We start from the raw sequence: 13,060 nt of genomic DNA, 5'->3' as shown, positions 1-13,060 counted from the left end.
GGCATTCTCTTGCGATGGACCCGGGCGCGCCATGTGACGAACCGCAGGCGTCACCTCATGCCTCGAACTGGTCGAACTCATCGGAGAGCAGAATCCGGCCTTGCGGTGTGCATATCCGCACGTCGAGATAGCCTTCCTGCAACAGCTCCCTCGCCTTCTTCAAAGCGGCAGCCGTTGTGGTGCGACCCAAGCTGACGTAGCCGCTTTGATCGCGCGCGCTCACCAGATATTGCAGTGGCGTCCTATCCACGCAGAAAAGCCGCCGCAGCCACCAGAAGCAGTAGAAACATCGGGACGATCACTGGCGGCACGATCCAGTCGGCCAGACGAAATCGAGGCATGCACGCTCTTCCTCGTTCGGCGGGAGCGCTCGTGACCCTCAGTCACCGATGGAAGCCGTGGGAAGGGCGGTGATGACGCGACTCTACGCTTACGTCCCGCCAATAGCGAGCTTTATAACGGGGCGCGACATCAGCGAACGCGATTTCGACGGATCAACCATTTCGAATTGTCTGAAATGCCGCGGCAACAAGACGGCTGACGGCGCCGGATCCGAGATTGCTCCTGGTTTCCTCGCCAAATCTGTCCGCGAGCGCCGCCTTCCTGAACCTCTCCGCAGCCTGTGCCGACCGACGCATACCGGGAGATTGCATTGTCCGGAACAAGCTCAGCGCCGCCAGGCATTATTCAGCTTGGTCGCGCTGCATTCTGATCGTCGAATGCGCAAGACGGCATGATGCAAGGGTCTTGACTTGAGGCCTGATCCAATTAGCAACGGGCGGCAGTCTCCACGCCGGTTCCGCATTGATGATGACAATCTATTTCGATCTCGACGGCACCCTGACCAACCCGAAGCCTGGGATCACCCGCTCGATCCAATACGCGCTTGAGCGCTTGAACCTCGCGGTGCCGAGCGAGGACAAGCTGACCTGGTGCATCGGGCCTCCGCTGCATGCCAGCCTGAAAAAGCTGACGGGCACCGACGAGCTCGCCGACCGGGCGCTGCTGCTCTATCGTGAGCGCTTTGCCGATATCGGCCTGTTCGAAAACGAGGCCTATGCCGGCATCACGGACACCTTGGCGACGCTGGCCGCGACAACACCGCGCATGTTCGTCGCCACCAGCAAGCCCGCGGTCTACGCCACGCGTATCGTCGATCATTTCGGCCTGAAGCCCTATTTCGAACGCGTGTTCGGCTCCGAGCTCGACGGCACGCGCGTCGACAAGCGCGACCTGCTCCGCCACGCCCTCGACGAGGCCAGGGTCGATCCCACCAGTGCGATCATGATCGGCGACCGCAGCCATGACGTGGTCGGCGCCCGGACCAACGGCATGACCGCGATCGGCGTGCTCTATGGCTATGGCAGCGAGGCCGAGCTGCGGGACGCCGGCGCACATCACATCTGTGCCGCGCATCCGGACTTGCTCGGCCACTGCCTGGCGTAGGACGCCCATCCCGGCCAGCCATCACCGCAAGCCTTCGTCCTGAGCGAAGGCAGCGCTCGGCAATTCCAGATTGTCTTGGTTGGCAGCCTGCATCAGGCTGGCTCGCATGAGGACTCACGCCACGACAAGCGGATCCGAACTGTTGCTGGGCATGATCGCGATCCGGCTCGCGGCGCTGGTCGTGGTGGGCTGGAGCCTTGCGCTCCTGCCGCGGCAGGCGCGCACCGTTGAGCTCGCCTGCACGCCCTCTGTCGCAGCAGCAATCAAGACGCAGGCTTCAGTGGAAACCGTCGGCCCGCGCGTCGTCGATGCCACGTTCGACGACATGCTTCGGCACGACTAGAGCGTTCCCGAGCAAGGCCGGTATGTGACTGCGCGATAGGACAAGGCGCTCGCTTGCGCTAACTTCGGCGCCAAGGCCGCATCGATCAACCAGCGGCCAGCCGAGGAGCATATCGATGGAATACCGACGCTTGGGCCGGTCAGGCCTCATGGTGCCCGCTCTGAGTCTTGGAACCGGCACCTTCGGCGGCGTCGGCCGCCTCGCTGCGTGGGGCACCACGGACGCGAGCGAAGCCCGCCGCCTTCTCGATATCTGTCTCGAGGCCGGCGTGTCGATGTTCGACACCGCCGACGTCTATTCGCTCGGCGAGTCCGAGCGTGTTCTCGGCGAAGCCATCAAGGGCCGCCGCGACAAGGTTTTGGTCTCGACCAAGGCGACGTTCCGCTTCGGCGACGGGCCCAACGATATCGGCTCGTCACGGCAGCATCTGCTCGCGGCCATCGACGGCTCGCTCGCCCGGCTCGGCACCGACTACATCGACCTGTTCCAGCTCCATGGCTTCGACGCCTTCACCCCGCCTGAAGAGGTGCTCGCCACCCTCGACGTGCTCGTGCGCGCCGGCAAGATCCGCTATGTCGGCGTTTCGAACTTTTCAGGCTGGCACCTGATGAAGTCGCTCTCCGTCGCCGACAAGCACGGCTTCCCGCGCTACGTCGCCAATCAGACCTACTATTCATTGATCGGCCGCGACTATGAGTGGGAGCTGATGCCGCTCGGCCTCGACCAAGGGATCGGCGCCGTGGTCTGGTCGCCGCTCGGATGGGGACGCCTCACTGGAAAGATCCGCCGGGGGCAGCCGAAGCCCGAGGTCAGCCGCCTGCCCAAGACTGCCGATTTCGGCCCGCCCGTGCCGGACGAGCACGTCTATCGTGTGGTCGACGCGATCGACGAGGTCGCCAGGGAGACGGGAAAGAGCGTCTCGCAGATTGCGCTGAACTGGCTGCTCCAGCGTCCAACGGTCTCGACGCTGATCATCGGCGCGCGCAACGAGACGCAGCTGCGCGAAAATCTCGGCGCGGTCGGCTGGTCGTTGACCAAGGACCAGGTCGCAAAGCTCGATGCTGCGAGCAAGGTGACGCTGCCCTATCCCTACTGGCACCAGCGCACGACCTTCACCGACCGCAATCCGCCGGCGGTGTAGCGCGCCCGGGCTTGAGCTGCATCAAGCCCGCTCGCGTCGGCCGTGGCATCGTACGGTCCTCGCGAGGCTTCCGATGCGCCGATTTGCCATGAAGGCCCTGTTTACGGCCCTCACTTTCAGAAAGGGTGAGAGAGAGAGGATCGATTGGGATCGCCGCATTCTGATCTTCTCGACAGTGGTAACGATCGTTTTGATCGCACTCTACGTCTGGGGCAAGGCAAACTCGCGCTGAGAATGACGGGGAATGCTCGATGAAGAGGTTCGTGCCGGCCCTGCTGGCCGTTGTCGTGCTATGGAGCACCGGCAGTCAAGCCATGGACTTCGAGCAGCGGCACGCTGAAGCACTGTTGCAGCGGATGTGCTCGCGGTGTCACGCGGTCGGGAAGACCGGCACGAGCCCGAACAAGGTGGCGCCGCCGTTTCGCCGCCTCGGCGAGAACAAGCTCTACGATCCCGATTTCATGCAGCGCCTTCAGGACGGCTACAGCAGCATTCACCGCTTCATGCCGACGTTTCGATTCGGCCGCGACGACGCCGAGGCCGTGGTAAACTACCTCAGAGCGATTCAGGAGCCGCAGAAGCCGAAATAGCCATCGGCTTTGGCTGGAACCATCCCGGGTCGGATCAAGTTGCGAACGAGCAACTGCGCCTCAACCGAACACGATTACCATGTCGTCCGCCCCAACAGTGCATGCCGACGGCCTGCCGCAGCCCCAGCGCAACCAGGCGATCCTGACCATTGCGCTCGGCATCATCATGGCGGTGGTCGACAGCGCCATCGCCAACGTCGCGCTGCCGACGATCGCGGCCGACCTCGACGCGAGCCCGGCCTTCTCGATCTGGATCGTCAACGGCTACCAGCTCGCGATCACCATCTCGCTGCTGCCTCTGGCTTCGCTCGGCGAGATCGTCGGCTATCGCCGCGTCTATCTGGTCGGGCTCGTGCTGTTCACGCTCGCATCCGCCTTCTGCGCGCTGGCGCATACGCTGCCGCTGCTGACGGTCGCACGCATCGTCCAGGGCTTTGGCGCGGCCGGCATCATGAGCGTCAACGCGGCGCTGGTGCGCTTCACCTATCCGCGCAGTCTGCTCGGCCGCGGCATCGGGCTCAATGCTCTTGTCGTCGCTTGCTCGGCCGCGGTCGGCCCGACGCTCGCGGCCGGCATCCTCGCGGTCGGAAGCTGGCCCTGGCTGTTTGCCATCAACGTGCCGCTCGGCGCGGTGACGCTGGTGCTCGGCCTGCGCAGCCTGCCGCACACCAAGCCCGCGAGCCATTCCTTCGACTGGCAGAGCGCGGGTCTCTCCGCGATCACCTTCGGCGTCGGCATTGCCGCGATCGACAGCGTCGGCCATGGCGAGGCCGCGCTCACCTGCCTCGTCCAGTTCGCCATCGCTCTCGTCGCCGGTGCGCTGCTGATCTACCGCGAGACACACATGGCCTCGCCGCTGCTGCCGGTCGACCTCTTGCGCATCCCGGTGTTCGCACTGTCGATCGCGACCTCGATCGCGTCGTTCTGCGGGCAGATGCTGGCCTTCGTCGCGATCCCGTTCTATCTCCAGAGCCGCTTCGGCTATTCCGCCGTGCATATGGGCCTCTTGATCACGCCGTGGCCGATCGCGATCGCCTTCGCGGCCCCCCTCGCCGGCCGCCTGGTCGAGCATTATCCGGCGGGCCTGCTCGGCGGCATCGGCCTCACGCTGTTCGCCTGCGGGCTCGGCGCGCTGGCCCTCCTGCCTGCCGCGCCAACGCCGCTCGACGTGATCTGGCGGATGGCGCTGGCCGGCGCCGGCTTCGGCCTGTTCCAGACCCCCAACAACCGCACCATGATCGCAGCCGCCCCGCGCGAGCGCGCCGGCGGCGCCAGCGGCATGCTGGGCACGGCGCGGCTGCTCGGCCAGACCACGGGCGCGGCGCTGGTGGCGCTGTTCCTCGGCCTCTATCCAATTGACGGAACCCGAGTCGCGCTCCTCGCTGGCGTCGGATTTGCGCTCTGCGGCGCGGTGCTGAGCATGCTGCGGCTCTCGCCCGCAGGCGCGCGCGGCGCCGAGCAAGTCCGCGTGCAGGACGACCAGCGCCTGCGCGGCGAATAGACCGGCCCACGCGCAGGTTCGCCCCCCTTCTCCGCACAACCGGTGCGTGGCTTAACTATCTGGACCAATGACGTATTGCCCTCCCGCCCTGGTTGCGCTTCACTGCGGACGGGACAAGGGGCATTTCATGCGTTCAATTGGAATTGTGGCGCTCAGCGTCATGCTGGGCGGCTGCGCGTCTGTCACGCGCGGCACGACCGAGAATATCAGCATCTCATCGACACCTTCAGGCGTTGAAGCCGTCGTCAGCGGAATGGAGGTTCCGACCACCTGCACGACGCCCTGCTCCGTGGTCGTCAAGCGGAACGCCGACATCTCCATCACCTTCCAGAAGGACGGCTACGAGCCGCAGATCGTCCCGCTCAGCCGCGACATACAGACCGGCGGCGCCGCCGGCTTTGCCGGCAATCTCTTGCTGGGCGGTGTCGTCGGCATGGGGGTCGATGCCGCGACGGGCGCGGCAACCGATCACAAGCCGAATCCGGTCATCGTCACGATGCAGCCGTCCGCTCCCGCCCGCGCACGGCCAACCGCGCCGAAGAAACCGCGGCCGCCTGCGGCACCCGCGCCTGACACCGGCACTTAAAGCCCCGCACTGCGACACAAACAAAAAGGCCGGCTGAACAGCCGGCCTTTTCGATTTCATCACGCGCCGATCAAGCCTTGACCAGCGGCCCCTTGGAGGTCGGCCCCTTCGAGCCGCCGGGGCCGCCCGGCTTGGGCTTGCCCGGCGGGCGCTTGCGGGCGCCGGGCAACTTTTCCTGCTTCGGCGTGACCGGGCCTTCGACGAACTCGAAGCCGATCTTCTCCTTGGTCTCGTCGGCCTCGTCCTTGACCAGGACGACGCGGACGTGGCCACCGCTCTTGAGCTTGCCGAACAGCACCTCGTCGGCCAGCGGCTTCTTGATGTGCTCCTGGATCACGCGGGCCATCGGCCGCGCGCCCATCTGCTCGTCATAGCCGTGCTGAACCAGCCAGGCCTTGGCGGGCTCGGACAGCTCGATGGTGACGTCGCGGTCGCCGAGCTGAGCCTCGAGCTGGAGCACGAACTTCTCGACCACCGTGCCGATCACCTCGACGCTGAGATGGCTGAACGAGACGATGGCATCGAGGCGGTTGCGGAATTCCGGCGCGAACTGCCGGTTGATCGCCTCGTGGTCGTCGCCTTCCCGCTTCGAGCGGGTGAAGCCAAACGCCTGCTTGGCCAGATCCGAAGCACCCGCATTCGTGGTCATGATGAGGATCACGTTGCGGAAATTGACCTGCTTGCCGTTGTGGTCGGTGAGCCGGCCGTGATCCATGATCTGGAGCAGCACGTTGTAGAGGTCGGGATGTGCCTTCTCGATCTCGTCGAGCAGCACCACGCAATGCGGATGCTGGTCGACGCCGTCGGTGAGCAGGCCGCCCTGGTCGAAGCCGACATAGCCCGGAGGCGCGCCGATCAGGCGCGACACGGTATGCCGCTCCATGTATTCGGACATGTCGAAGCGCAGCAGCTCGACGCCGAGCGACGCCGCGAGCTGCTTTGCGACCTCGGTCTTGCCGACGCCGGTGGGCCCGGAGAACAGGTAGCAGCCGATCGGCTTCTCCGGCTCGCGCAGGCCGGCACGCGCCAGCTTGATCGAAGCGGCGAGCGACTCGATCGCCTTGTCCTGGCCGAACACGGTGCGCTTCAGCGTCTGCTCGAGATGCTTGAGCACCTCGGCATCGTCCTTCGACACGCTCTTGGGCGGGATCCGCGCCATCGAGGCGATCGTGGTTTCGATCTCCTTGATGCCGATGGTCTTCTTGCGCTTGTTCTCGGCGACCAGCATCTGCGCCGCACCGGATTCGTCGATCACGTCGATCGCCTTGTCGGGCAGCTTGCGGTCGTGGATGTAGCGCGAGGAGAGCTGCACCGCAGCCTCGATCGCCTCATTGGTGTACTTCAGCCGGTGGTAGTCCTCGAAATACGGCTTGAGGCCCTTGAGGATCGCGATCGCGTCCTCCACCGTCGGCTCGTTGATGTCGATCTTCTGGAAGCGCCGCACCAGCGCGCGGTCCTTCTCGAAGTGCTGGCGGTATTCCTTGTAGGTGGTCGAGCCCATGCAACGGATCGTGCCCGAGGCAAGCGCCGGCTTGAGCAGGTTCGAGGCATCCATCGCCCCGCCCGACGTCGCGCCCGCACCGATCACGGTGTGGATCTCGTCGATGAACAGGATGGCGTTGGGATGCGCCTCGAGCTCCTTCAGCACCTGCTTCAGGCGCTCCTCGAAGTCGCCGCGATAGCGCGTGCCCGCAAGCAGCGTGCCCATGTCCAGCGAGAACACGGTGGCAGCCGCCAGCACCTCCGGCACCTCGCTGTCGACGATGCGCTTGGCGAGGCCCTCCGCGATCGCGGTCTTGCCGACGCCGGCTTCGCCCACGAACAGCGGGTTGTTCTTCTGCCGGCGGCACAGCACCTGGATCGCGCGGTTGATCTCGGAATTGCGTCCGATCACCGGATCGATCTTGCCGTCGCGCGCCTTCTTGTTGAGGTTGACGCAATAGGTCTCGAGCGCTTCGCCCTTCTTCTTGGCGTCGTCGCTGCCCTTGGTCTCGGTCTCCTCGTCGACGCCGCGCACGGGGCGGGCCTCGGAGACGCCCGGCCGCTTGGCGATGCCATGGCTGATGTAGTTGACGGCGTCGTAGCGCGTCATGTCCTGCTCTTGCAGGAAGTATGCGGCGTGGCTCTCGCGCTCGGCGAAGATCGCGATCAGCACGTTGGCACCGGTCACCTCTTCGCGACCGGAGGATTGCACGTGGATCACCGCGCGCTGGATCACGCGCTGGAAACCGGCGGTCGGCTTGGCATCGTCGGCGCCATCCGTCACCAGGTTCTCGAATTCGGTCTCAAGATAGTTGACGAGGCTCGTGCGGAGCTTGTCGAGATCGACGCTACAGGCGCGCATGACGGCGGCTGCATCGGAGTCGTCGATCAGGGAGAGCAAGAGATGCTCGAGCGTCGCGTATTGGTGATGACGCTCGTTTGCGATCGCCAGCGCACGATGCAGGGATTGTTCAAGGCTTTGAGAAAAAGTCGGCATTCGCGTCCTCTATGGCCCCCACCATCATGATCGTCCTCGCCCGGTCAGGCAACAACAACCTTTGTCACATATAGTTATACAAGACCGCGGCGAAAGACCGGTTCCGCGACTCGGCAGCTAGCCACCTGCGGTATTTTTCGATGCAAAACCCGTTCCGATTTGGGCGGGATCGGCGCCGGTGCAGAATTCCGTAGTTTTGCCGGCTGCGATGGAGATCGCGCGCAGGCATCACGCGGCGATCACACTGCGACATACACAAGCAAGAGCCGGCTACGAACGCGCCGTGGGGTGACTTATTTCTTTTCCATCACGCATTGCAGCGGATGCTGGTGCTTGCGGGCGAAGTCCATCACCTGCGTCACCTTGGTTTCGGCGATCTCGTAGGTGAACACGCCACACTCGCCGATACCGTGATGATGGACGTGCAGCATGATCTTGGTCGCCGCCTCGACGTCCTTCTGGAAGAACTTCTCCAGCACGTGGACCACGAACTCCATCGGCGTGTAGTCGTCGTTCAGGATCAGAACGCGATACAGGTTCGGCCGCTTGGTCTTCGGCTTGACCTTGGTGATGACGGAGGTGTTCGGACCCGTCGGGCTGCCGGAACGGTTCTCGTCGTTGCTCATCCGGGGAGCGCGGGCGGCGGCGGCCGCAGACAGGTCAAGGCTGGAAGTCAATTGCGACATGGCTCAGGCGTTCAAATTCCCCACGGAAGCGTATGACGGCCCGCCGCGCGGCCCCGCCTTTCGGAGCTTCGCACTGGCGCACCGCGCTTTTGGATCGCCGCTTCCAACCGGTCCGGTCCAAACCAGATCGATTGCAGGAATATGGGCTTGCCCCCGCCTCGCCGCAAGCGTGCAAAAGTCCGGCTATGGCGGGCCCGATTCCCGATCCGGGCGATCCTGACCAAGGTTAATCAATCCGGACCGGTTTGACAAAAATTTCCGCCGCGCCGGTCCAGAACAGGTTGACCAGGAACCTAGCCGTTAACGCGACTGCGACGGTTTCGCGCGGGATCGTCTCCGGTTTTCTACGGTAGATGCTGTTCAATCGCGTGGCGCCAAATCGGGCAAAATCGCAAATTTCGAGGATGGCCGTGCTTCGTCCGCCCTGCCCTGTGTCAGCCGCATCGCTCGACGCGTCCGGCACCATCATCACCTCGCAGATCAGCAGCAAGGCGCGGACCCAATTCAACGCGCTGTTCATTCGTGCTGTGCGCATGGAGCGGGTGAGCATCCGATCCACACCATGCAGGCGAACACCGGCAGCGCCCTGCCCCCAAGCGTGCTGCAATATCGCGCGAGCAGCACCGGCAAATTCTGCTTGGTCACGCCGGCGAACCCGACCGCGCTCTGGCACGGATCGGTCGCGACAACAAAAAAGCCCGGCTGGTTCAGCCGGGCTTCTTGCTTCCAGGATGTCCGGGAAAAGTTAGTTGGCGGCCGGGGTGAACTTCGACACGATGGTCTCGACCGGCTTGAACGCCTGCTTGGCGAGGTCGCTGTAGAGGCCGGCAATCTTCTGCGATTCCGCGACGAAGGTCTCGTAGGCGGAACGGGCGAAGTCGGTCTGGGCTTCCATCGCCTTGTCCAGCGACTTCACGCCGGAAAGCTTCTCGACGAAGGACTTGGTGTCTTCGAACGACTTCTTGGTGTAGTCGCCGTAGGCGCTGGCGATTGCCTGGAGGCCGTGCTGCACCGAGGTCGCGGAGGCGACGCACTGCTCGAACTGCTCTTTCCCGTAGCTCTGAAAGTCTTCAACCTTGAACATTTCGGAATCCTTTTCCCTGGCTCGCGTCGGGAAGCCCCGGCTCCCTGACTCTGCCCACAAGTAGTGCAACGCACAAAAAAGTCAAGAATCTTGTGCGTCGCACAAAAACTAGATCCAAACCGAAGAGATTCCCGGGGTTTCCCGCAAGGGTTCCTTAAGCTTTTGGAAACCGCGGACCCCTACCTTGATTCCCTGGACGTGTTCAGCTTCCGCAAGCGGTCAAAAGCCGTTTGAGAACATCACCTTAGCCAGAATAGCGGCTCAGGTCCAACGTCCCCCGCGGCGAACACCAGCGGAGGGGCAGCCTGGGCAGGTAATGATCCCGGGTCCATTGGGCACAATTTCGCCTCACGGGCCGGTGATCAAGTCAGAAACGGGGACGGGGTTTCATGCTTCGTAAAAACTTGTCTTCCTCGCGCTTGGCGCGGGTCGGGGTTTTCGGGCTTCTTACGGTCACCACCGCGGTCATCTTCACCACCGATGCCGCCGAGGCGCGGCGTCACCGCCGCCACTACGCGCACCACCGGGTGCAGCGCGACGTGTCCGAGAGCTCCAGCCCGAAATTCGCGTCGATCATCGTCGACGGCAATTCCGGCTCCGTGCTCCAGGCAACGAGCCCCGACGGGATTCGCCATCCGGCGTCGCTGACCAAGATCATGACGCTCTATCTGCTGTTCGAGCGTCTCGAGTCCGGCAAGATGAAGCTCGACACCGAGATGCCGGTGTCGCAGCACGCCGCCGATCAGGATCCGACCAAGCTGAACCTGCGTGCCGGTCAGACCATCCGTGTCGAGGACGCGATCAAGGGTCTCGTCACCCGCTCCGCCAACGACGCAGCCGTGGTGATCGCGGAAGCGATCGCCGGCGACGAGGACGACTTCGCCCAGATGATGACGCGCAAGGCGCGTTCGCTCGGCATGTCCAAGACGGTCTACCGGAACGCCAACGGCCTTCCCAACGACGAGCAGGTCACGACCGCGCGCGATCAGGCCACGCTCGGCCGCGCCATCCAGGAGCGCTTCCCGCGCTACTACCGCTATTTCGCGACCTCGACGTTCAACTGGCGCGGCCAGTCGATCCGGAACCATAACCACCTGCTCGGCAGCGTCGAGGGCGTGGACGGCATCAAGACCGGCTACACCCGCGCCTCCGGCTTCAACCTCGTGACCTCGATGCGCCGCGGCAACCGCCACCTGATCGGCGTGGTGCTGGGCGGCCGCAGCGGCGGTTCGCGCGACGCCATCATGCGCAACCTGCTCGCGGAGAACCTCGACAAGGGCGCGACCAGCCACACCGTCGCCGCGGTTACCGAGCGTAGCGGCGCTGACGCCGCTACCGAGGTCGCCGATGCGTCGGATACCCCGGCCCGCACCGCTCCGCAGGTCCAGGCCGCGGCCGCCCCTGCTCCCGAAGCAGCCCCGTCGCGTCTCGCCTCGCGCCTGTCCACGCTTGCGGCCGCCACCGCCGCAATGCCACCCGCTCAGCCCAAGCCTGAAGCTCGGCCGACTGAATCCAAGATCGAGCCCGCGCCGCTCACCAATGGCGTGATCTCCAGCCAGCCGCTCTCGATCATCCCGGGCTCGTCCGAACCGATGAAGCCGGTCCGGGTCAAGACGGTGCAGGTCAAGGCCGGCACCGTGAAGGTCGCCTCCGCCGCCCCGTCGCAGGTCGCGCCGCAGATTACCAACACGGTTGCCTCCCGCTCCGACGTCGCGGAAACCTCCGGCGCCGTCGTCGCCCGGGCCGATCTGATCAACAAGCCCGAGATCCAGAGCCAACCGGAAGCGCCGAAGGCGGAAGTCGCCCGCACCGAACTGCCACGCCAGCCGGCCGGCTTCGGCACCGGCAACGGCGTCCTCGGGGTGCTGCCGGCTGCGACCGCCGCCGCGCCCGCCCCGGTCGCTCCGAAGCTCGCCTCCGCCGACCCGGCGCCGCAGCCGATCCAGATGAGCGCCACCACCAAGCCGGTCGTCACGCACAGCGGCTGGATCGTCCAGGTCGGCGCGCTCGAGAGCGAGAACGAAGCCCAGCAGCGCATCGACGCCGCGCGCAGCTCGGCCCGCGGCCTGCTCAGCAAGGCCGATCCGTTCACCGAGCCGGTCGTCGCCAAGGACAATCGCAAGCTCTACCGCGCCCGCTTCGCCGGGCTCGAGCGGGATCAGGCCGAAGCCGTCTGCCGCGCCCTGAAGCGCGCCGACATCTCCTGCATCACCGTCCGCAACTGATCTCCCGCACCGCTCCGAAAAATGCCCGCGCCTTGCGCGGGCATTTTTGTTTTCGGCATGCGGCCAGCCAAAGTCGGTTCCGCGACAACCTCTCGTCAACGTTTTACGGTTAAATTTTTACTCAAGAGATCGGCCACGCCGAAATGGCGGGCATCGGGGCGACGACAGACAGAGCCAACGGAGATCACGCGGTACGGGCGTTTGTAGCGTAGTGCCGGAGTTAGCCGTTATGCGTGCGAAGCAGAGTATCCTTGGCCTCGTTTACCCGGGCAGCGAGATACGTCGAGCCCCCCTGGTCGGGATGGAGTTTCTTCATCAGGGACTTGTGGGCCCGGCTGATGTCGTCGCGCCCCGCTCCCGGCTGCAAGCCAAGGATCTGATAGGCCTCCTCCGTCGTCATTTTGCCGCTCGCCGCCGTGCGGCGCTGCCCCCCTGCCGCATCGCCCTGCGCGTTCTGACGCCAGGCGGGAAACCTGCGGTCCAGATAGCTTTCAAGTAAGGCCACGCTCTCGGCGTCGAACGCCGGGACCATCGCCAGCAGGCCGGCGAGATCGAACTCGTCGAGATCGCGCCCGGCGTGAGGCCCGGCAACGATCTGGCCTCCGAGCCGGCCGGAATCGTGGTCGAGCCGCATGTCGAGGAATTGCGAGCGCACGCGCGAGGCCTGCCCGGGCGCGGGCGCCGCACCGCCACCGAACAGCCCGCCGATATTGCCGAAGCCGGCGTTCGTCAACGGCGTCCAGCCGAGCAGCCCGGCGCCGAAAATCCCGAGCGGGATCGCGACCGCAAGCTCGCCCCGCAAGCCCGTGAAGGCCGCAACCGCCAGCGCCACCACGCCGCCGCCGAACTTGATGGTGCGCGCCAGCACCGCCGGATTGGCGGCGCGGAACATCTGAAGCAGCAGATACAGCGTGATAACGGCGACAGCGCCGGCGATCAGGGTCATGTCCGGAATATAGGCGCCCTGTTGTCAAAAAGC

Annotated in this window: 14 protein-coding genes; 8 read left to right on the top strand and 6 right to left on the bottom strand. The window is 64.9% G+C overall.

Translation table 11 applies throughout. The features are described 5' to 3' along the window. Window positions 1-55: 55 nt before the first annotated feature. Entirely contained in the window at window positions 56-250 is a 195-nt protein-coding gene (locus ACFLEY_RS18470; protein ID WP_135177275.1) for a hypothetical protein, read from the bottom strand. 163 nt (window positions 251-413) lie between these two features. Between ACFLEY_RS18470 and ACFLEY_RS18465 the strand changes: the two genes are divergently transcribed. From ACFLEY_RS18465 to ACFLEY_RS18435, 7 genes are all read left to right on the top strand, one after another. Then, complete coding sequence (locus ACFLEY_RS18465) at window positions 414-737, top strand: hypothetical protein (RefSeq protein WP_129557635.1); 324 nt, start codon at window positions 414-416, stop codon at window positions 735-737. A 70-nt stretch (window positions 738-807) separates the two neighbouring features. Beyond that, window positions 808-1,446, top strand: a complete 639-nt coding sequence (locus tag ACFLEY_RS18460; protein WP_060913133.1) for an HAD family hydrolase — start codon at window positions 808-810, stop codon at window positions 1,444-1,446. 151 nt (window positions 1,447-1,597) lie between these two features. Next, complete coding sequence (locus tag ACFLEY_RS18455; RefSeq protein WP_249163071.1) at window positions 1,598-1,789, top strand: hypothetical protein; 192 nt, start codon at window positions 1,598-1,600, stop codon at window positions 1,787-1,789. A gap of 115 nt (window positions 1,790-1,904) precedes the next feature. Next, entirely contained in the window at window positions 1,905-2,930 is a 1,026-nt protein-coding gene (locus ACFLEY_RS18450) for an aldo/keto reductase (protein WP_060912527.1), read from the top strand. A gap of 251 nt (window positions 2,931-3,181) precedes the next feature. Beyond that, the gene (locus ACFLEY_RS18445) at window positions 3,182-3,520 is read left to right on the top strand and encodes a c-type cytochrome (RefSeq protein ID WP_060912528.1); all 339 of its coding nucleotides are present in this window, start codon (window positions 3,182-3,184) and stop codon (window positions 3,518-3,520) included. Between the two features lie 79 nt (window positions 3,521-3,599). Continuing rightward, entirely contained in the window at window positions 3,600-5,021 is a 1,422-nt protein-coding gene (locus tag ACFLEY_RS18440; RefSeq protein ID WP_028171540.1) for an MFS transporter, read from the top strand. 127 nt (window positions 5,022-5,148) lie between these two features. Then, window positions 5,149-5,607 carry a PEGA domain-containing protein gene (locus ACFLEY_RS18435; protein WP_028171539.1) on the top strand — a complete coding sequence of 153 codons (459 nt, stop codon included), beginning with the start codon at window positions 5,149-5,151 and terminating at the stop codon, window positions 5,605-5,607. Window positions 5,608-5,677: 70 nt separating this feature from the next. On the opposite strand, the gene clpA is transcribed toward ACFLEY_RS18435, so the two are convergent. The 4 genes from clpA to ACFLEY_RS18415 form a co-directional block, all read right to left on the bottom strand. Next, a complete protein-coding gene (gene clpA, locus ACFLEY_RS18430) occupies window positions 5,678-8,086 on the bottom strand; it encodes an ATP-dependent Clp protease ATP-binding subunit ClpA (RefSeq protein WP_011087911.1) in 2,409 nt (802 codons plus the stop codon). A gap of 293 nt (window positions 8,087-8,379) precedes the next feature. Beyond that, window positions 8,380-8,712 (bottom strand): ATP-dependent Clp protease adapter ClpS, encoded by a 333-nt coding sequence (clpS, locus tag ACFLEY_RS18425; protein WP_027548135.1) that lies wholly within the window; start codon window positions 8,710-8,712, stop codon window positions 8,380-8,382. A gap of 286 nt (window positions 8,713-8,998) precedes the next feature. Continuing rightward, window positions 8,999-9,322, bottom strand: coding sequence for a hypothetical protein (locus tag ACFLEY_RS18420; RefSeq protein ID WP_129557636.1), 324 nt, complete (start codon window positions 9,320-9,322; stop codon window positions 8,999-9,001). Between the two features lie 195 nt (window positions 9,323-9,517). After that, the gene (locus tag ACFLEY_RS18415) at window positions 9,518-9,856 is read right to left on the bottom strand and encodes a phasin family protein (RefSeq protein WP_011087913.1); all 339 of its coding nucleotides are present in this window, start codon (window positions 9,854-9,856) and stop codon (window positions 9,518-9,520) included. A gap of 389 nt (window positions 9,857-10,245) precedes the next feature. On the opposite strand from ACFLEY_RS18415, the gene ACFLEY_RS18410 reads away from it, so the two are divergent. Beyond that, a complete protein-coding gene (locus tag ACFLEY_RS18410) occupies window positions 10,246-12,081 on the top strand; it encodes a D-alanyl-D-alanine carboxypeptidase (RefSeq protein WP_211433834.1) in 1,836 nt (611 codons plus the stop codon). A gap of 220 nt (window positions 12,082-12,301) precedes the next feature. On the opposite strand, the gene ACFLEY_RS18405 is transcribed toward ACFLEY_RS18410, so the two are convergent. Further along, window positions 12,302-13,027: a DnaJ domain-containing protein gene (locus ACFLEY_RS18405; RefSeq protein ID WP_011087915.1), complete on the bottom strand. Its 726-nt coding sequence runs from the start codon at window positions 13,025-13,027 to the stop codon at window positions 12,302-12,304. Between the last annotated feature and the right edge of the window lie 33 nt (window positions 13,028-13,060).

It is taken from the genome of Bradyrhizobium sp. YCK136 (genome assembly GCF_044570075.1).
GTDB classification, from domain to species: Bacteria; Pseudomonadota; Alphaproteobacteria; order Rhizobiales; family Xanthobacteraceae; genus Bradyrhizobium; species Bradyrhizobium diazoefficiens.
The sequence above is the reverse complement of the archived record's forward strand: the minus strand, read 5'-3'. Positions and strand labels throughout refer to the sequence as shown.

Bases quoted from the DNA above. Each gene is read 5' to 3' on its own strand.
- ACFLEY_RS18465 (WP_129557635.1), top strand. From the start codon at position 414: ATGACGCGACTCTACGCTTACGTCCCGCCAATAGCGAGCTTTATAACG.
- ACFLEY_RS18460 (WP_060913133.1), top strand. From the start codon at position 808: ATGATGACAATCTATTTCGATCTCGACGGCACCCTGACCAACCCGAAG.
- ACFLEY_RS18455 (WP_249163071.1), top strand. From the start codon at position 1,598: ATGATCGCGATCCGGCTCGCGGCGCTGGTCGTGGTGGGCTGGAGCCTT.
- ACFLEY_RS18450 (WP_060912527.1), top strand. From the start codon at position 1,905: ATGGAATACCGACGCTTGGGCCGGTCAGGCCTCATGGTGCCCGCTCTG.
- ACFLEY_RS18445 (WP_060912528.1), top strand. From the start codon at position 3,182: ATGAAGAGGTTCGTGCCGGCCCTGCTGGCCGTTGTCGTGCTATGGAGC.
- ACFLEY_RS18440 (WP_028171540.1), top strand. From the start codon at position 3,600: ATGTCGTCCGCCCCAACAGTGCATGCCGACGGCCTGCCGCAGCCCCAG.
- ACFLEY_RS18435 (WP_028171539.1), top strand. From the start codon at position 5,149: ATGCGTTCAATTGGAATTGTGGCGCTCAGCGTCATGCTGGGCGGCTGC.
- clpA (WP_011087911.1), bottom strand. From the start codon at position 8,086: ATGCCGACTTTTTCTCAAAGCCTTGAACAATCCCTGCATCGTGCGCTG.
- clpS (WP_027548135.1), bottom strand. From the start codon at position 8,712: ATGAGCAACGACGAGAACCGTTCCGGCAGCCCGACGGGTCCGAACACC.
- ACFLEY_RS18420 (WP_129557636.1), bottom strand. From the start codon at position 9,322: ATGCTCACCCGCTCCATGCGCACAGCACGAATGAACAGCGCGTTGAAT.
- ACFLEY_RS18415 (WP_011087913.1), bottom strand. From the start codon at position 9,856: ATGTTCAAGGTTGAAGACTTTCAGAGCTACGGGAAAGAGCAGTTCGAG.
- ACFLEY_RS18410 (WP_211433834.1), top strand. From the start codon at position 10,246: ATGCTTCGTAAAAACTTGTCTTCCTCGCGCTTGGCGCGGGTCGGGGTT.
- ACFLEY_RS18405 (WP_011087915.1), bottom strand. From the start codon at position 13,027: ATGACCCTGATCGCCGGCGCTGTCGCCGTTATCACGCTGTATCTGCTG.